General features: G+C 70.0%; 17 protein-coding genes. 8 read left to right on the top strand and 9 right to left on the bottom strand.

Translation table 11 applies throughout. From position 1 onward, the window contains the following. Nucleotides 1-11: 11 nt before the first annotated feature. From HF999_RS00765 to HF999_RS00740, 7 genes are all read right to left on the bottom strand, one after another. The gene (locus tag HF999_RS00765) at nucleotides 12-872 is read right to left on the bottom strand and encodes an inositol monophosphatase family protein (protein ID WP_168544033.1); all 861 of its coding nucleotides are present in this window, start codon (nucleotides 870-872) and stop codon (nucleotides 12-14) included. Next, complete coding sequence (gene priA, locus HF999_RS00760; protein WP_168544032.1) at nucleotides 872-1,606, bottom strand: bifunctional 1-(5-phosphoribosyl)-5-((5-phosphoribosylamino)methylideneamino)imidazole-4-carboxamide isomerase/phosphoribosylanthranilate isomerase PriA; 735 nt, start codon at nucleotides 1,604-1,606, stop codon at nucleotides 872-874. The genes HF999_RS00765 and priA overlap by 1 nt, the downstream gene beginning before the upstream one ends. 9 nt (nucleotides 1,607-1,615) lie before the next feature. After that, nucleotides 1,616-1,861, bottom strand: a complete 246-nt coding sequence (locus HF999_RS00755) for a hypothetical protein (RefSeq protein ID WP_168544031.1) — start codon at nucleotides 1,859-1,861, stop codon at nucleotides 1,616-1,618. Next, nucleotides 1,858-2,487: an imidazole glycerol phosphate synthase subunit HisH gene (gene hisH / locus HF999_RS00750; protein ID WP_168544030.1), complete on the bottom strand. Its 630-nt coding sequence runs from the start codon at nucleotides 2,485-2,487 to the stop codon at nucleotides 1,858-1,860. The genes HF999_RS00755 and hisH overlap by 4 nt, the downstream gene beginning before the upstream one ends. A 53-nt stretch (nucleotides 2,488-2,540) precedes the next feature. Next, on the bottom strand, nucleotides 2,541-2,642 hold the full coding sequence (locus tag HF999_RS23145; protein ID WP_343953936.1) for a hypothetical protein: 102 nt from the start codon (nucleotides 2,640-2,642) through the stop codon (nucleotides 2,541-2,543). After that, complete coding sequence (locus tag HF999_RS00745) at nucleotides 2,639-3,031, bottom strand: MDR/zinc-dependent alcohol dehydrogenase-like family protein (protein WP_168544029.1); 393 nt, start codon at nucleotides 3,029-3,031, stop codon at nucleotides 2,639-2,641. Before HF999_RS00745 ends, HF999_RS23145 begins: the two co-directional genes overlap by 4 nt. Nucleotides 3,032-3,212: 181 nt before the next feature. Then, nucleotides 3,213-3,977, bottom strand: coding sequence for an IclR family transcriptional regulator (locus HF999_RS00740; protein ID WP_168544028.1), 765 nt, complete (start codon nucleotides 3,975-3,977; stop codon nucleotides 3,213-3,215). A gap of 456 nt (nucleotides 3,978-4,433) precedes the next feature. Between HF999_RS00740 and HF999_RS00735 the strand changes: the two genes are divergently transcribed. From HF999_RS00735 to HF999_RS00705, 7 genes are all read left to right on the top strand, one after another. Further along, a complete protein-coding gene (locus HF999_RS00735; RefSeq protein ID WP_168544027.1) occupies nucleotides 4,434-5,918 on the top strand; it encodes an NCS2 family permease in 1,485 nt (494 codons plus the stop codon). A gap of 242 nt (nucleotides 5,919-6,160) precedes the next feature. Beyond that, nucleotides 6,161-7,639: a xanthine dehydrogenase small subunit gene (locus HF999_RS00730; protein ID WP_312853961.1), complete on the top strand. Its 1,479-nt coding sequence runs from the start codon at nucleotides 6,161-6,163 to the stop codon at nucleotides 7,637-7,639. After that, a complete protein-coding gene (gene xdhB / locus HF999_RS00725; RefSeq protein ID WP_168544025.1) occupies nucleotides 7,636-10,050 on the top strand; it encodes a xanthine dehydrogenase molybdopterin binding subunit in 2,415 nt (804 codons plus the stop codon). Before HF999_RS00730 ends, xdhB begins: the two co-directional genes overlap by 4 nt. Before the next feature lie 7 nt (nucleotides 10,051-10,057). Next, nucleotides 10,058-10,867 carry a xanthine dehydrogenase accessory protein XdhC gene (gene xdhC, locus HF999_RS00720; protein WP_168544024.1) on the top strand — a complete coding sequence of 270 codons (810 nt, stop codon included), beginning with the start codon at nucleotides 10,058-10,060 and terminating at the stop codon, nucleotides 10,865-10,867. After that, nucleotides 10,864-12,168, top strand: coding sequence for a guanine deaminase (gene guaD, locus HF999_RS00715; protein ID WP_168544023.1), 1,305 nt, complete (start codon nucleotides 10,864-10,866; stop codon nucleotides 12,166-12,168). The genes xdhC and guaD overlap by 4 nt, the downstream gene beginning before the upstream one ends. A 127-nt stretch (nucleotides 12,169-12,295) precedes the next feature. Then, nucleotides 12,296-13,567: a DUF6986 family protein gene (locus HF999_RS00710; RefSeq protein WP_168544022.1), complete on the top strand. Its 1,272-nt coding sequence runs from the start codon at nucleotides 12,296-12,298 to the stop codon at nucleotides 13,565-13,567. Further along, nucleotides 13,564-14,385 carry a bifunctional allantoicase/(S)-ureidoglycine aminohydrolase gene (locus HF999_RS00705; protein ID WP_168544021.1) on the top strand — a complete coding sequence of 274 codons (822 nt, stop codon included), beginning with the start codon at nucleotides 13,564-13,566 and terminating at the stop codon, nucleotides 14,383-14,385. The genes HF999_RS00710 and HF999_RS00705 overlap by 4 nt, the downstream gene beginning before the upstream one ends. A gap of 22 nt (nucleotides 14,386-14,407) precedes the next feature. Here the strand turns inward: HF999_RS00705 and HF999_RS00700 are convergent, their stop codons facing one another. Beyond that, a complete protein-coding gene (locus HF999_RS00700; RefSeq protein WP_168544020.1) occupies nucleotides 14,408-15,130 on the bottom strand; it encodes an aspartate/glutamate racemase family protein in 723 nt (240 codons plus the stop codon). Between the two features lie 11 nt (nucleotides 15,131-15,141). Then, on the bottom strand, nucleotides 15,142-16,686 hold the full coding sequence (locus HF999_RS00695) for an NCS1 family nucleobase:cation symporter-1 (RefSeq protein ID WP_168544019.1): 1,545 nt from the start codon (nucleotides 16,684-16,686) through the stop codon (nucleotides 15,142-15,144). A 244-nt stretch (nucleotides 16,687-16,930) separates the two neighbouring features. Here HF999_RS00695 and allB point away from each other — a divergent pair, with 244 nt between their 5' ends. Further along, nucleotides 16,931-18,280, top strand: coding sequence for an allantoinase AllB (gene allB, locus HF999_RS00690; RefSeq protein ID WP_168544018.1), 1,350 nt, complete (start codon nucleotides 16,931-16,933; stop codon nucleotides 18,278-18,280). Nucleotides 18,281-18,286 lie beyond the last annotated feature (6 nt).

Below are 18,286 nucleotides of genomic sequence, written 5' to 3'. Positions count from 1 at the left end.
TCGAAAGTGGTTCAGTAGCTGAGGGTTCCGTGCCCCGGATCACCGCGATAGTCCGACGGTGCGCCGACCGACCGGACGACGGTCAGCAGCTCGGCGTGGACGGCGGGTGACCCGGCGAGCACCGAATCGGCACCGACATGCCATTCCTCGCCCGCGAGGTCGGTCACGCGGCCGCCGCCCGCGAGCACCAGGGCGGCACCGGCGGCGTTGTCCCAGGGATGGTGGCCGAACACGACGGCGCCCCCGAGCACGCCCGCCGCGGTGTACGCGAGGTCCACCCCCGTCGATCCGAACTGCCGGACCCGAGCGACCCGACGCGACACCTCGCCGAGGATGGCGTAGCGGTAGTCGCCCGGGAAGTGCCCCTTGCTGCCTCGGCTGAAGCTGCCGACCGCGATCATCGCGTCGTCGAGTCCGCCGTCGTCCAGCGGCGGTAACGCCTTACCGCGGTTGCGGACCGGGCCCTGCACGTGGCCGGAGAAGGAGTCCCCGACCAGGGGGAACCACGCGAGCCCCGCGACCGGCCGCCCGTCGTGGAGCAGGCCGAGCAGCGTGCCCGTGGCCGGGTAGCCCGCGGAGTAGTTGAAGGTGCCGTCGATCGGGTCGAGCACCCAGACGGTGCCCTCGTCGACCGCCGGGCCGCCGTACTCCTCGCCGTGCACCGGCACCCCGGTGGACTCGGCGACGGCGCCCGCGATCCGGCGCTCGAGCTCGAGGTCGAGATCGGTGGCGAAGTCGGCCGGGCCCTTGGCGACCGATGCCGGCGCCCCCACGCCCTCGATGAACCGCTGCGCGGCACCGTCGAGCGCCTGACCCGCCAGCGCCAGGAGCCGGTCCGGGTCACCGGAGAAGCCCACGGGGAATCCGGCCACTAGCCCGACACCGCCGCCAGCGCCTCGGGCAGCGTGAACCGGCCCGCGTACAGGGCCTTGCCGATGATCGCGGAGTCGACACCCCTGTCGACGAGCGTCGCGATCGCGGTGAGGTCCTCGAGTGCGGAGATGCCGCCGGAGGCGACGACGGGCGCGTCGGTGGCGTTCGCGACGGCGGCCAACAGATCGAGGTTGGGGCCGGTCAGCGTGCCGTCCTTCGAGACATCGGTGACGACGTAACGGCTGCAGCCGTCCTTGTCGAGGCGCGCGAGCACCTCCCACAGGTCGCCACCGTCGGTGACCCAGCCGCGCCCGCGCAGGCGCCACTGGCCGTCGATCTGCTTGACGTCGAGGCCCACGGCGATCCGGTCGCCGTACCGGGCGATGGCGCTCGCGCACCACTGCGGGTTCTCGATCGCCGCGGTGCCGAGGTTGACCCGGGTGCACCCGGTCGCGAGAGCCGCCGCCAGCGAGTCGTCGTCGCGGATGCCGCCGGACAGCTCGACCTTGACGTCCAGCTCACCGATCACGCCGGCGAGCAGCTCGCGGTTGGAGCCCTTCCCGAACGCCGCGTCGAGATCGACGAGGTGGACCCACTCCGCACCGTCGTTCTGCCAGGCGAGGGCGGCATCGCGGGGTGACCCGTACGCCGTCTCACTGCCGGCCTCCCCCTGTACCAGGCGGACGGCCCGACCGTCGGCAACATCGACTGCGGGAAGAAGTACCAGACTCACGTCTCCAGCCTAGTGGGTCGCGTCATCCCGATTCTCGTCGTCCTGCCCCGCCGTGGCCCGCCCGACGATGCGGTTGGCGACGATCCCCATCGCGGCGACGGCCCCGACCAGCCCGGCAGCGACGATGAGCAGCGCGATCGGGGGGCTCGGGCGCAGCACGTTCAGGAGGACGACGCACAACGCGAGTACGGCGACCGCGGCTCCGAGTGAGAACAGTGCGAGCCGGCCCAGGGACAGACCGCGCTTGCCGGTCACAGGGTGTCCACCCAGTTCTTCAGGAGGATCGCACCGGCGTCCCCGCTCTTCTCCGGGTGGAACTGCGTGGCCCACAGCGGCCCGTTCTCGACGGCCGCCACGAACCGGCCGCCGTGGTCCGCCCACGTGACCTTGGGCGCACGAATGTGATCGGCGATGTCGAGTTCCCACCGCTGCACCGCGTACGAGTGCACGAAGTAGAACCGGGTGTCCGCATCGGTGCCGGCGAACAGCCTGGACCCCTCCGGGGCCTCGACGGTGTTCCACCCCATGTGCGGCACGACCGCCGCTCGGAGCCGTTCGACGGTGCCGGGCCACTCCCCGCAGCCGTCCGTCTCGACGCCGAACTCGATGCCCTTGTCGAACAGGATCTGCATGCCCACGCAGATCCCCATGACCGGCCGGCCGCCGGCGAGCCGCTCGCCGATGATCCGGTCGCCCTGCACCGATTTCAGACCCGCCATGCACGCCTCGTACGCGCCTACCCCGGGCACGAGGAGGCCGTCGGCGGCGAGCGCGACGGTCGGGTCGGCGGTGACGGTGACCTCCGCGCCGGCCCGCTCCATCGCGCGATGCGCGGACCGGATGTTGCCGGAGCCGTAGTCGAGGATCGCCACCTTCTTCATGCACTCCAGCCTAATCGGCCCCGCGGAGGCGCCGGCATCGCAGTGCCGCGGGGTCACGGAATCAGGATGAACTTCCCGATCGGGTGCGCCTCCTTCAGTTCGGTGTGCGCTGACGCGGCGTCGGCGAGCGGGAAGGTCTTGGCGATCGCGTTCACCACGGCCCCCTCTCCCGCAAGGTCCAACAGCGGGCCGCGGGCCTCATCCCGGATGCGCGCGCTCTCGGGGTCGGGGCCACCGATCGCGAGGAAGCCGTCCTGGGCGGCGCGGCCGAACCCCGCGATCGTGACGATCCGCTGCCGATCCGCCCCACCCCGCCGGCCGCGCCGTGGATGAGCACCGTGTCGCCCGCTGCGAGTCCGATGCGCTCGACGGCGTCCCATGCCGTCGCGCCCGTCAGCAGGAGTCCCGCCGCGTCCTCCCAGCCCAGTCCCGCGGGCTTCGGCAGCACCGCCCGCGCCTGCTGGATCGCGGCCGAGGCGTAGACCCCGTCGCCCCGGTAGACGACGACCTCGTCGCCGACGGCGATCGGACCTCGCGGCCCCACGGCGTCCGGACCGATCGCGGTCCTCCGTATGCCTGTGCCACTACCGCTTTCGCGATGGCCTGCACAACTGCGCGATGCCGCGATCCATTCCGGTTCCGATCACCGCGACTCCAATCCCCTCGAGCACCTCGACGCGAGCCGACACGGGCACCGCGGCGGCATCGAGTGGACGCTCTGATCGTCAGATCTCGCGGGCACCGATCAGTGCGTCGGAGATGATGGCGGTGGCGCGCTGCAGGGCGGGGATGGCGCGCTCCTCGAAGCCCTCGCCCAAGCGCGACACCGGACCCGAGATGCCGACCGCCATCGGAGTGGGCGCGCCGGGCACGGCCATGGCGAAGCAGCGGACACCGACCTCCTGCTCCTCGTCGTCGATCGAGTAGCCCCGCGCGCGCACGGCCTCGACCTCGGCGAACACACCCGACAGAGTGCTGACGCTGTGCGGCGTCGAGGCGGGGATGCCGGCCTGGCCGATGAGCTTGACGATCCGGGCGTCGTCCAGCTCGGCGAGCACCGCCTTGCCGACCCCGCTGTTGTGCAGGTTCACCCGGCGGCCCGCCTCGTTGTTGGTGCGCATGCTGTGGGGCGAGGGCACCTGCCCGGTGTAGATGACCATGTCGCCGTCGAGGACCGCGAGGCTCGCGGTCTCCTCCAGCTCGTCGACGAGCGACTGCAGAACCGGCACGGCGACCGCGCCGAGCTGCCGGTTGGCGACCTCACCGAGCCGGATCAGCCGCGGCCCCAGGGCGTACCGACGGTTCGAGAGCTGGCGGACGTACCCGATCCCGACGAGCGTGCGGAGCAGCCGATGGATGGTGGGCGGCGGGAGGGGCGTACCGGCCGACAGTTCACTCAGCGAGCACTCGCCGCCCGCGCGTCCCATCAGTTCGAGCAATTCGAAGGCGCGCTCGACGGACTGCACTCCGGTCGTGGACTTGCCCGCCATCCGCTCCCCCTGCCGTGCGATGCACTCCGTGCAGAATCCAACTGTTCCGTATCGAGAGTACCCACATTCATTCTGATCAATGTTCCGTATCGCGGTATCAGTTTCCGATTTCACTCACGCGCGTCCATTTGGGAACTCTCCGATACGAAACGTCACATCCACATCGCGGAACACGCCTCACGACTACCCCACCCCACCGGAGGGCGCCTGTGCCGCCGGGGCCGCGGCACCCGTTGTCGCACCTCACATGTCACGCAGGCGCTCCCGAAACACGTTCTTGACAGCCTCACGGCAGCGTGTTTCACTCAACGTGACTGGAATCACAATTCCGGAAGGCGGAACTGCAGTCTGCGCCGCCCGACGATCGTTCGCGATCGGCCCCCAGCATCTTCGCCGCTCCGCCGGAGCATCTGCGCCGACGGGTGCCACTCCCCGTTCCGGACCGAGAGGACCACCATGACCAGCCCCCAGACGGACGCGGCCGACGACCGCGTCGAACCGCCGGCCGCCACCGCAAGCGGTACTGGCTTCCTGGACAGATTCTTCGAGATCACCCGTCGCGGGTCGACGCTCCCGCGGGAGCTCCGCGGCGGCCTGGTCACCTTCGTCGCGATGGCCTACATCGTCGTACTCAACCCCCTGATCCTCAGCAGCTCGGCCGACGCCGCCCACGGCACGCTGGGATTCGTCCAGGTCACCGCCGTGACCGGCCTGACGGCGGGCGTCATCACCATCCTGTTCGGCCTGGTCGCGCGCTTGCCCTTCGCCCTGGCCGCCGGCCTCGGGATGAACTCCTTCCTCGCGGTTGCCGTGGTCAAGGACGTGACCTGGCCCGAAGCGATGGGCCTCGTGATCATCAACGGCGTGATCATCGTGGTCCTCGGCGCCACGGGCATCCGAACGGCGATCTTCCGCGCGGTTCCCGCGGAGCTGAAGACCGCGATCACGGTCGGTATCGGCCTGTTCATCGCCTTCATCGGCTTCGTGAACTCGGGTTTCGTGACCCGCACGCCCGCGGGTCCCCCCGTCCAGCTCGGTCACGACGGGTCGATCGACGCCCTTCCGACCGCGGTCTTCATCTTCGCGCTGCTGCTCATCGCGGTCCTGGTCGCGCGCCGGATCCCCGGCGCCATCCTGATCGGCATGATCGTGGCCACGCTCGCCGCGATCGTCGTGCAGCACTTCGCGAAGCTCGGCACCGTCGGCGACCCCCACCACCCCGACCCCAAGGGCTGGAACCTGAGCGCGCCGGAGCTCCCGAGCCACGTCGTCGCCCTCCCCGACTTCGGGCTGATCGGCCAATTCGACCTGGTCGGAGCGTTCGAGCGAATCGGCGCACTCTCGGCCACCATGCTGGTGTTCACGCTGGTCTTCACCAACTTCTTCGACGCCATGGGCTCGATGACCGGCCTGGCGCGGCAGGCCGGGATCGGGCAGCCCGACGGGACCTTCCCCCGCATCCGGTCCGCCTTCGTCGTCGAGGGTCTCGGCGCGGTCGCGGGCGGCGCCTCGTCCGGCTCGTCGAACACCGTCTTCGTCGATTCGGCCGCCGGAATCGCGGAGGGCGCGCGCACCGGCCTCGCGGCCTGCGTGACCGGCGTTCTGTTCCTGGCCTCGATGTTCTTCGCGCCGGTCATCGGCGTGATCCCGATGGAGGTCGGCGCCGCGGCGCTGGTCGTCGTCGGCTCGATGATGGTCGCCCAGATCCGCGAGATCGACTTCACGCACTTCTCGGTGGCGCTGCCCGCGTTCCTCACCATCGTCACCATGCCGCTGACCTACTCCATCGCCAACGGCATCGGCGTGGGCTTCATCACCTGGGCACTCCTGAGCGTCCTCAGCGGTCGCGGACAGAAGGCGCATTGGCTACTGTGGGCTGTCTCGATCGGATTCATCCTCTACTTCATCCGAGGACCGATCACCGTGTTGATCGGCGGCTGACCTGCAACGACGCAGCGTCCGGCCGGAACGGCTCCCGCGCACACTCCGTGATGCGGAAAGAAGATTCCAAAAACCACTTTCCAATGTGAGCCCCGTCACCTATCATGAAATGCACTGGATCGTGTTCGCATGGAAAACCAGCGGTCCAGCTCAGCCTCGCAAACCATGCCTGTCGGAACCGCGTGCGGCGGTTCAGTAGGGATGCAGCGGTGACCGAAACGCTGACCGGATGTCATGTGACCGTGAACGGTCGATCCCGACCCTTCACCGGCGCGGCGCACACCAGTGCCCTCGACTGGCTCCGCGACCAGGGCCTCACCGGAGCCAAAGAGGGCTGCGCCGAGGGCGAGTGCGGTGCGTGTTCGATCCTCGTCGCCCGCCCCGGCGACCCCGACGAACCCGCGGATCGGACCAGGTGGACGGCCATCAACGCCTGCCTGACCCCCGCCGCGGCGCTCGCCGACCAGGAGGTCATCACCTCCGAGGGGCTCGGAACCCCGGACCGATTGCACCCCGTTCAACAGGCCATGGCGCTGCGCGGCGGATCGCAGTGCGGCTACTGCACACCGGGATTCATCTGCAGCATGGCGGCGGAGTACTACCGGCCGGACCGCGCGGACGGGATCTCCCGCGCACCGGAGCAATCCGACGGCCGCTCCGCAGACGAAGAGGAGCACGGCCCCAACGGCTTCGACCTGCACGCACTGTCCGGAAACCTCTGCCGCTGCACGGGATACCGCCCCATCCGCGACGCGGCATACGGACTCCCCACGACACCCGCCGATGACGACCCGCTCGCGACCCGCAGGTCCGCACCCGCGCCGGCGCCGCAGCGGACGGAGATCCACAGCGGACAAGCACGTTTCGTCCGCCCGGCCGCCTTCGCCGAGGTCCTCGACCTGCTCGCCGCGGACCAGTCCCCCGTGCTCGTGGCGGGCTCCACGGACTTCGGCGTCGACGTGAACCTCAAGGGCCGCCGCGAACCACTCGTCGTGGCGATCGACCGACTCCCGGAACTCCGCGAGCTGACCGTCCACACCGACGCCGTGGAGATCGGCGCCGCGCTCACCCTCTCGGAGGTCGAACGCCGACTGGACGGCCGGATCCCGCTCCTGGCCCAGGTCTTCCCCCAGTTCGCGTCGCGCCTCATCCGCAACGCCGCCACGCTCGGCGGCAACCTCGGCACCGGATCGCCGATCGGCGACACCCCGCCCGCGCTGCTCGCCCTCGAGGCGCAGCTGATCCTCGCATCGCGGACCGGGGAACGCACGGTCCCGCTGTCGGAGTACTTCACCGGCTACCGGCAGACGGTGCGCCGCCCCGATGAGCTGATCAGGGCCGTGCGCATCCCGGTGCCGCTCAGTCCCGTCACGGCGTTCCACAAGATCGCCAAGCGCCGTTTCGACGACATCTCCAGCGTCGCCGTCGCGTTCGCGCTGACGGTCCACGACGAGACGATCACTCGCGCCTGCATCGGCCTCGGCGGCGTCGCCGCCACCCCGCTGCGCGCCACCGCCACCGAGCAGGCGCTGATCGGGCGACCGTGGTCGCGCGAGACGGTGCTCGCCGCCGCCGAGATCCTGCGCGCCGAGGGCACCCCGATGGACGACCACCGCGCATCCCGCCGCTACCGCGCCGAGATGCTGGGCCGCTCCCTCGAGAAGCTCTACGCGCAGTCCACCGCTTCGACCGGTACCGACGCCCGGGGAGATCGCTCATGAGCCACTTGTCCGAACGCCCCGCGCACGCCGTCGTCGGCCAGGACGTGCCGCACGAGAGCGCCGTCCTGCACGTGACCGGCACCGCCCTGTACACCGACGACCTCGTCGGACGGACCCCGGGCGCGCTGCACGCCTACCCGGTCCAGTCCGACCGCGCCCACGCCCGGATCGTCGCGCTGAACACCGAACCCGCCCTGCGCGTTCCCGGCGTGGTCCGCGTGCTGACCGCCGCCGACGTCCCCGGGGTCAACGATGCCGGTATCAAGCACGACGAGCCCCTGTTCCCCGAGGACGAGGTGATGTTCTACGGGCACGCCGTCTGCTGGGTGCTCGGCGAGACGCTGGAGGCCGCACGTCTGGGCGCCGCGGCCGTCGAGCTCGAACTCGAGCCGCTCGCCTCACTGATCACCCTGGGCGATGCGATCGCTGCGGAGAGCTTCCACGGCTCCCGGCCGACGGTGCGCCGCGGCGACCCGGAGGCCGGGTTCGCGGCGGCCGCGCGCACCTTCTCCGGCGAGTTCGAGTTCGCCGGGCAGGAGCACTTCTACCTCGAGACCCACGCCTCGCTGGCACAGGTCGACGAGGCCGGCCAGATCTTCGTGCAGTCCAGTACGCAGCACCCGTCCGAGACGCAGGACATCGTCGCCCACGTCCTCGGGCTGCCGAGCAATGCCGTCACCGTGCAGTGTCTGCGGATGGGAGGGGCGTTCGGCGGCAAGGAGATGCAGCCGCACGGCTTCGCGGCGATCGCCGCGCTCGGGGCGACCCTGACGGGGCGCCCGGTCCGACTCCGGCTCGACCGCACCCTGGACATGACCATGTCGGGCAAGCGGCACGGGTTCCACGCCACCTGGCGTGTGGGCTTCGACGAGGACAACCTCATCACCGCCCTGGAGGCGACGCTGACCGCGGACGGCGGCTGGAGCCTCGACCTCTCCGAGCCCGTCCTCGCCCGGGCGCTGTGCCACATCGACAACGCGTACTGGATCCCGAACATCGCCGTGCACGGTCGGATCGCCCAGTGCCACAAGACCTCGCAGACCGCGTTCCGCGGATTCGGCGGGCCCCAGGGCATGCTGGTCATCGAGGACATCCTCGGTGCGTGTGCCCCGCGCCTCGGGATCTCCGCCCGAGAACTGCGGCGTCGCAACTTCTACGGCGACGGCCAGAGCACCCCCTACGGCCAGCCCGTCCGGCACGCGGATCGCGTCCGGACCGCGTGGGAGCAGGTCATCGCATCCGGCGATGTCGAGGCCCGCGAGGCCGAGATCGAAGCGTTCAACGCGGCGCACCCGCACACCAGGCGCGCGCTGGCCCTCACCCCCGTCAAGTTCGGCATCTCGTTCAACCTCACCGCGTTCAATCAGGCCGGCGCGCTCGTCCTCGTCTACAAGGACGGCTCGGTCCTGATCAATCACGGTGGGACCGAGATGGGCCAGGGGCTGCACACGAAGATGCTGCAGGTCGCGGCGACCACACTGGGTGTCCCCCTGTCCCGAGTCCGGCTCGCACCGACCCGCACCGACAAGGTCCCCAACACCTCGGCGACCGCGGCCAGCTCCGGCGCCGACCTCAACGGCGGCGCGGTCAAGAACGCGTGCGAGCAGATCCGCGACCGGCTCGCGACGGTGTCCGCCGGGCTCCTCGGGACCAACCCGTCGGACGTGCGCTTCCACGACGGAATGATCAGCGGCCTGGGCGCATCGTCGGCGCGACTGACCTGGGAGGAGGTCGTGCATGCGGCGTACTTCCAGCGCGTGCAGCTCTCGGCCTCCGGTTACTACCGCACGGAGGGGCTGCACTGGGATGCGAAGGCCATGCAGGGCGAGCCCTTCAAGTACTTCGCCTACGGCGTCGCCGCGAGCGAGGTCGAGGTCGACGGCTTCACCGGCGCGTACCGGCTCCGCCGCGTGGACATCGTCCACGACGTCGGCGATTCCCTCTCGCCGCTCATCGACGTCGGCCAGATCGAGGGCGGATTCGTCCAGGGCGCGGGCTGGCTGACACTCGAGGACCTCCGATGGGACGAGAGCGAGCGGCCCACCCGCGGACGGTTGCTCACGCAGTCCGCCAGCACCTACAAGCTGCCGAGCTTCTCCGAGATGCCACCCGATTTCCGGGTCGCGCTGCTGGACAAGGCCCACGAGGACGGTGCCGTCTACGGCTCGAAGGCCGTCGGCGAGCCCCCACTCATGCTGGCCTTCTCCGTCCGGGAGGCGCTCCGCCAGGCGGCGGCCGCGTTCGGTCCGCCGGGAACGAGCGTCGAGCTCGCCTCCCCGGCCACGCCGGAGGCGGTGTACTGGGCGATCGAGAGCGCGCGCACCGCCGGACCGGAACGCAACGGTCACCGTCGGGACGAGGTCCCGGCCGCCGTCGCCTCGCACGCCCCGGCCGCCGCGCCGCTCGGCTGAGGACGACATGACCTGGCTGGGCGATGCCGCCCGCCTCCGCCGCGACCGGCGTCCCGCCGTGCTGATCACCCAGATCGGCGTGCGCGGTCACGCCCCGCGGGAGGCCGGCGCGAAGATGATCGCCTCTGCGGACGGCGAATTCGGCACGATCGGTGGCGGCAACCTCGAGCTGACCGCGATCGCCCGCGCCCGCGCGATGATCCACGACGGAGTGACGGTGCCGGAGACGCTCACGCTCCGGCTCAACGACAAGGCCCGGGCCGAACACGGGCGACAGTGCTGCGGAGGCGAGGTGGTCATCGTGCTGGAACCGTTGCCGGTGGTACCGGCGGTGGCGATCTTCGGGATCGGCCACGTGGGATTGGAGCTCGCGCGAATCCTGTCCCGACAGGACATCGAGCTCCACCTGACCGACTCCCGCCCCGAACAGATCACGGCGGCGGCACAGCTCGAGCCGGGCGAGGCCACCGTGCACCTGCGGCACTCGATGCTGCCCGAATCGATCCTGGAGGAGCTGCCGGCCGGCACCCACGTCCTCATCATGACCCACGACCACGCGGAGGACTTCAACCTCTGCGACCAGGCCCTCCGCACACCCGGATTGGGCAGCATCGGACTCATCGGCTCCTCCGCGAAGTGGAGCCGATTCCGCACCCTGCTGACCGACTCCGGACACGAGGCCGAGGCCATCCGCACCATCCAATCCCCCATCGGGCTGAGCACCCTCGTCGGCAAGCACCCCGCGACCATCGCGGTGAGCGTGGCCGCCGACCTCCTCACCAGGTTCCCGATATCCGTTCCAGGAGAACACTCATGATCATCTACCGCAGTCGCGTCCTCGACACCCCCGACGATCCGTTCACCGGCGGAGTCCTCCGCGCGGAGGAGGACGCGGGCATCGCCGTCGAGGGCGGCGTGATCGTCGACCGCGGCGCCTTCCGGTCCGTCGCCGATCGCCGTCCCGCGGCCGAGATCGTCGACCTGCGGGACGGCGTGCTGCTGCCCGGCATGGTGGACACCCACGTGCACTACCCGCAGATCCGCGCGATCGGCGGGCTCGGCATGCCCCTCCTGGACTGGCTCGACCAGTGCGCCCTCCCCGAGGAGTGCCGCCTCGAGGATCCCGGGTACGCCCGCACCGTCGCTCGCGAATTCCTCACCGGCCTCGTCTCCGCGGGAACGACCACAGCGCTCGTCTTCGGATCCCACTTCCACGACGCCGTGGACGCGCTCTTCAGCGAGGCCGAACAGGTGGGCGTGCGGATGACTGCGGGGCTGGTCACCAGCGACCACAACCTGCCCGAGCCGCTGTTGAGCACCCCGGAGCGGTCCTACAAGGAGGGGCGTGATCTGGCCGATCGTTGGCACGGCCGGGGCCGGCTCCGGTACGCGGTGACGCCCCGGTTCTCGTACTCGACGACGCCGGACATGCTGGCGAGCGGCGCCGCCCTGATGAACGACGTTCCCGGACTGTGGTTCACCTCGCACATGAACGAGAACCCCGCGGAGATCGCCGCCGTCGCCGAGTTGTTCCCCGAGTCGGCGCACTACCTCGACACCTACCATCGGCACGGCCTGGTCCACGAGCGGACGGTCCTCGCCCACAACGCCCATCCGACGGACGCGGAGCTCACGCTCCTCGCCGACGCGGGGGCGTCGATCGCGCACTGCCCGACCTCCAATTCGGCGCTCGCGAGCGGCTCCTTCCCGCTGCGCCGCCACCTCGACCACGGCGTCCGCGTGGCGCTGGGCACCGATGTCGGCGCCGGAAGCGGCTTCTCCCTGTTCAAGGAGGCGCTCCAGGCGTACTTCATGCAGCAGTTGCTCCAGGGCGACGGTGTCCCCCTCACGGCGGCTCACCTCCTGCACCTCGCCACGCGTGCGGGCGCACTGGCCCTCGGGCTCGACGATGTCGGCGACCTGTCGGTGGGCAAGCAGTTCGACGCGGTCCTGGTGCGTCCCGCGGCGGGACAACCGCTCGACGTCTGCCTGCGCCAGGCCCCGACGGCGGAGAACGCACTCGCGAAGATCTTCTCGCTCGGCACCGCTGGGGACATCTCGCGCGTCTGGATCGGCGGCGAGGCGCCACTGATCCCGATCGCGACCCCGGCCGGGTAGGCATCGCGCGGCGCGACGGGCCCGCGCGGCGTGCGCTGCGGAACCTCCGAAACCCTTGTACGACCCCACCGATCGGCGTATTATCCACAATGCGGAATTGACTTTCCATTCGCTGACCGGAGGTTCCATGCCCATTCGATCGCTCACCGACGACGCCCTGGCCGCGATCGACGAGCGGCTGACGGACACCGATGCACTGCTGGCCCGCGGATATCCGGGGGACGACGGCCGCCGACAGCCCGTCCACACCGCGTACCTCCCGGCGGACCGGTTCACCCCTAACACCGCCCGCACGTGGGGCGTCGCCGCGCTCACCGCGGCCGAGGAGGTCGGGGGCGTCGCCGCGGTGGCGGAGATCGTGGGCCTGGCCGGCGATCCCGCGCTCGCCGACCTCGTCCGGCACAAACTCGGCACGGAGCCGCTCGAGGACCTGCGCCTGGACTTCGAGGACGGCTACGGCGATCGCGGCGACGCCGCCGAGGACGCGGATGTCCTCGCCGCCGCTGCGGCCGTGTCGAGGTCCGTCGCAGACGGGACGGCCCCGCCGTTCATCGGGATCCGGTTCAAGTGCTTCGAGGCGCCCACTCGGGCGCGCGGCCTCCGCACGCTGGACCTGTTCCTCGGCGCCCTCGTCGAGGCCGGCCCGCTCCCCGCGGGGCTGACGCTGACGCTGCCGAAGGTCACCACCGTCGGCCAGGTCGAGGCGATGGTGGACGTCGCCGGCCGACTCGAGCAGGCCCTCGACCTCCCGGACGGCCGCCTCCGGTTCGAGGTCCAGGTCGAGACCCCGCAGGTCATCCTCGGCGCGGACGGCACAGCACCGGTGGCCCGGCTCATCCACGCCGGTGCGGGCCGCGTCAGCTCGCTGCACTACGGGACCTACGACTACTCGGCCTCCCTCGGCATCGCGGCGCAGTACCAGTCGATGGAACACCCCGCGGCGGACCACGCGAAGAACGTCATGCAGCTCGCCGTCGCCGGCACCGGTGTCCACCTGTCCGACGGGTCGACGAACATCCTCCCGATCGGCGATGCCGCCCACGTCGCCGACGCCTGGCGCCTGCACGCACGGCTGGTCCGGCGCCACCTCGAGCGCGGGATCTACCAGGGCTGGGACCTGCATCCCGCGCAGCTCGTGACCCGCTACCTCGCGACCTACGCGTTCTACCGCGAGGGCTTCGCCGCCGCCGCGACCCGGCTGCGCAACTACGTGCACAAGGTCGACTCCGCCATCCTCGACGAGCCCGCGACGGCGCGTGCGCTGGCGTCCTTCATCCATCGCGGCGTGACCTGCGGCGCGGTCACCGCCGGCGAGGTCGCCTCCGCCGCAGAGGTCACGGTCGACACCGTGCGCGACCTCGCCCTGAACCGTCCCATCCAGCCCCAGGAGATCCGATGAGCGCCCCCGAGCCCTTCTACTACTCGCCGCAGGGCGGACACCCGCCGCAGACCGATCTGCTCACCGACCGCGCCATCGTGACCGAGGCGTACACGGTGATCCCCCGCGGCGTGATGCGCGACATCGTGACCTCGGTGTTCCCGGGCTGGACGAACACCCGCGCGTGGGTCCTCAACCGCCCCGTGGCCGGTGGTTCCACCACGTTCGCGCAGTCCATCGTCGAGGTCGGGCCCGGCGGCGGCTCCGACGCTCCGGAACCCCAGCCCGAGGTCCAGAGCTTCCTCCTGCTCACGCAGGGCGAGCTCGAGGTGACCATCGACGGCACCGCGCACCCGCTCACCTCCGGCGGCTACGCGTACATCCCCGCCGGGACCGGCTGGTCCGTCGCCAACCGGGCCGACGGTGCCGCCGTCTTCCAGTGGATCCGCAAGCGCTACGAGCCGCTCGCCGGCCACACGCCGAAGGTCGCCGTCGGCAACGAGCGCGACATCGAGCCCTCCCCGATGCCCGGCACCGACAACAAGTGGCGCACGACCCGGATCCTCGACCCGCAGGACCTCGCGTACGACATGCACTGCAACATCGTGACCTTCGAGCCCGGAGCCTCCATTCCGTTCGCGGAGACGCACGTCATGGAGCACGGCCTCTACGTCCTCGAGGGCAAGGCGGTCTACCGACTCAACGGCGACTGGGTGGAGGTGCAGGAGGGCGACTACATGTCGCTGCGCGCCTTCTGCCCCCAGGCCTGCTACGCGGGCGGACCGTCGAACTTCCGCTATCTCCTCTACAAGGACGTCAACCGCCAGATCGTCCTCTGACGGCGCGTTCGACGACGGTGCGTCAGCTCCGGATCGGCCAGCCGGTCACGACCTTCGGTCGTGGCGCGGCGTAGGTCCGGACCTTGGAGGTACGCAGTCCCATCCGGACCAACCCCTCCGCGATGGTGACGGCCGAGCGGACACCGTCGACGATGGGGACTCCCGTTGCGGCCGAGACCTTCTCCTCGAGCTCGGCCATGCCTCCGCAGCCCAGGCAGATGACCTCGGCGTGGTCGCGCTCGACCGCGGCACAGGCCTGGGCGACGATCGCCTCGACGGCGCGCTCGGGCTCGGATTCGAGTTCGAGCACGCCGAGCCCCGAGGCCCGGACCGAGGCGCACCGTGCGTCGAGGCCGGCCAGCTTGAGCCGGTCCTCGATGAGCGGGACCGTGCGATCGAGGGTGGTGACGACGGAGTACTTGTGGCCCAGGTACATCGCGGTCGATGCCGCGGCCTCGGTGATGTCGACGACCGGGACCTCGAGCAGCTCCTGGAGGCCCTCGCGCCCGTGCTCGCCGTAGCCCGCCTGGATGACGGCGTCGTAGGGGCCCTCGTACCGGGTGATCGCGTCCATGACGGCGATGGCCGCGAGGTAGGACTCGAAGTTCCCCTCGCAGGAATCCGCCCCGAACCGCGGTGTGATGCCGATGATCTCGGTACCCGGGGACGCGACGGACCGGGCGGATTCCGCGATGGCCGCGGTCATGGACTCGGTGGTGTTGACGTTGGCGACGAGAATGCGCACGGCGGTCTCTCCTAGTGCTTGCTGGGAACGGCGATCGGCTCGCCGGAAACGTCGACGAACGGGCCCTTGCGGTCGGCGACGAGCAGGTAGACGATCGCGCCGAGCGCGGCTCCGATGAACCACGAGTAGTTCGACACGACGTGGAACGCGGGCACGAAGGCCATCAGCAGCGCGGCACCGGCGGTGGGGATCAGGGCGATCACCGCGCGCGGGTTGACCCCGTTGCGGTAGTAGTACGGCGCGTCGGGCAGATCGCAGTACAGATCGGGCACGTTGACCCTGGATGCCCGGATCAACCAGTAGTCGGCCATGACGATGCCGAACAGCGGGCCGAGCAGGGCACCGAGGCCGCCGAGGAAGTAGGTGATCACCGCGGGCGAGTCGTACAGGTTCCACGGCAGGATGACCAGCCCGATGACGCCGGAGATGAGGCCGGCGCTGCGGAAGTTCAGGTGCTTCGGGAACAGGTTGTTGAGCGCGTAGATCGGGGCGACGAAGTTCGCCATCAGGTTCACGGCCACGGTCAGCACGAGCAGTGCCAGGCAGGCGAGGACCAGCAGCGCGGTGTTGGGGACGGTCTTGACGATGTCCGCCGGCGACTCGATGACCTGGCCGTTGATCGTGAACTGCGCCCCGGCGAGGGTGATCACGATGCCGCCGAAGAGCAGCATGTTGAGCGGGATGCCGAAGAAGTTGCCGCGCACGATGGACTTCCTGGACGTGGCATTGCGGGTGAAGTCGCAGAAGTTGAGGACGAAGGTGCCGTAGATGGCGACCCACAGACTCGCGCCGCCGACGATCTGCAGCCACATGTCCAGGCCGGTCTTGGACGTGGGCGTGGTCCACGCGATCGACCAGCCGGCCTTGCCGAACATCCAGAACGCCAGCGAGGCCATCGTGATGAGGATGACGGGACCGGCGAAGGCCTCGTACTTGCGGATCATCTCCATGCCGTAGCTCACGATCACCAGCTGGATCGCCCAGAGCACGACGAACGCGATCCAGCCGAGCGTGGACAGGCCCAGGAAGCGGTTGTGATCGAGCGTGTCGGCACTCGGGATCACCGCGACGATCATGATGCGCAGGACGACCGACGCGAGATAGGTCTGGATGCCGAACCAGGCGATGGCGACCACCCCGCGGATGAGCGCGGGGATCTGCGCGCCGCGGATGCCGAAGGAGATCCTGCTCATGACCGGGAACGGCACGCCCGTCTTCTCCCCCATGAACCCGGACAGATTCAGCAGGAGGAAGAGGAAAACGCCGCCGAGGCCGAGCGCGAGGAGGATCTGCCACCCCCCGAGGCCGAGTGCGAACAGCCCGATCGCGAAGGCGTAGTTCCCGAGGCTGTGCACGTCGTTCGCCCAGAGGGTGAAGATGTTGTAGCCGCCCCAGGTGCGCCCGGCGCGTTTGGTGGGGGCCAGGTCCCGGTTGTAGAGGCCGTCACTGAGCCGGTTCAGCGCATCCACGTCCGGGAGATCGTCGACCGGGGCGTCTCCGAGTCGGATCGGATTCGCCTCGGGCGCACCGGGGTGGGGAGAGAGTTCTTCTGTCATGCTGGGCCTTCGTTCCTGCTGGCTGACCACTCATACATCGTTCCGTTGTACGGAACTGTTCTTCCACTTGTAGCGATAAGTAAGACCTATGCCTGCGCCTCTGTCATGAGGTGTATCGCATGTCGGAATATGATCTTCACACGGCGGAAATCAGAATCTTGACACGTGGCGCAGGTCACACCTAGTGTTGGCCCAAGATCGAGACGGAATTCCGCGACTCGGAATTTCGAGCGAAGGAGAGCTCATGAGCACGGACACCCCCGAGTACGACCTCGTGGTCCGCGGCGGTCGCATCGTCACCACTGCCGGAACGGTCGCCCGCGAGGTCGGCATCCGCGACGGCCGGGTGGCCGCGATCGAACCGCTGGGCAACGGGCTGGCCGGACGGGAGATCATCGAGCTCACCGACGACCAGGTGATGATCCCCGGCCTCGTCGACACCCATGTGCACGTCAACGAGCCCGGCCGCACCGACTGGGAGGGCTTCGAGTCCGCGACGAGGGCCGCCGCCGCGGGCGGCGTCACCACCCTCGTCGACATGCCGCTCAACTCGATCCCGCCCACCGTCGACCGCGAGGCCCTGCGCCTCAAGCGCGAGGTCGCCGGCCCCAAGGCCTACATCGACGTGGGCTTCTGGGGCGGCGCAGTACCCGGCAACAAGGATCGGCTGCGCGGCCTGCACGACGACGGCGTGTTCGGCTTCAAGTGCTTCCTGCTGCACTCCGGGGTCGACGAGTTCCCGGCACTCACGGTGGACGAGATGCAGGAGGACATGGCCGAGCTGGCCACCTTCGACTCGCTGATGATCGTGCACGCGGAGGATGCGTGCTCCATCGAACACGCCCCCGAGCCCACCGGAGCCGAGTACGCGGGCTTCCTCGCCTCGCGGCCCCGCGGGGCGGAGAACAAGGCGATCGCCGATGTCATCGAGCGCGCCCGCTGGACCGGCGCCCGCGCACACGTGCTGCACCTGTCGTCATCCGACGCGCTGCCGATGATCGCGAGCGCGCGGCGCGACGGCGTCAAGCTCACCGTCGAGACCTGCCCGCACTACCTGACGCTGCTCGCGGAGGAGATCCCGAACGGCGCGACGGCGTTCAAGTGCTGCCCGCCGATCCGCGAGGCGTCGAACCGCGAACTGCTGTGGGACGGACTGCAGAACGGCACGATCGACTGCATCGTCTCCGACCACTCCCCCTCGACGATCGACCTCAAGGACATCGAGAACGGCGACTTCGGCGTCGCGTGGGGCGGTGTCGCCTCGCTGCAGCTCGGCCTGTCGTTGATCTGGACCGAGGCCAAGCGCCGCGGCATCGGCCTCGAGCAGGTGCTCGAATGGATGTCCGCGAACCCCGCCCGGCTGGCCGGGATGACGCGCAAGGGCCGGATCGCCCTCGGCTTCGACGCGGACTTCGCGATCTTCGAGCCCGAGGCCGCGCAGGTCGTGGACGTGCACCACCTGTACCACAAGAACGCCGTCTCCCCGTACGACGGCCGCGCTCTCGCCGGCGTCGTCGACGGCACGTGGGTGCGCGGTCGGAAGTTCGACTTCGAGACCCCGCACGGCAACCTGCTCCGGCGGGGCGAGGCCTAGCGTTCC

This window comes from Tsukamurella spumae (genome assembly GCF_012396015.1).
GTDB classification, from domain to species: domain Bacteria; phylum Actinomycetota; class Actinomycetes; order Mycobacteriales; family Mycobacteriaceae; genus Tsukamurella; species Tsukamurella spumae.
Note: the sequence above shows the minus strand (reverse complement) of the source record. Positions and strands in the feature narration are given on the sequence as shown.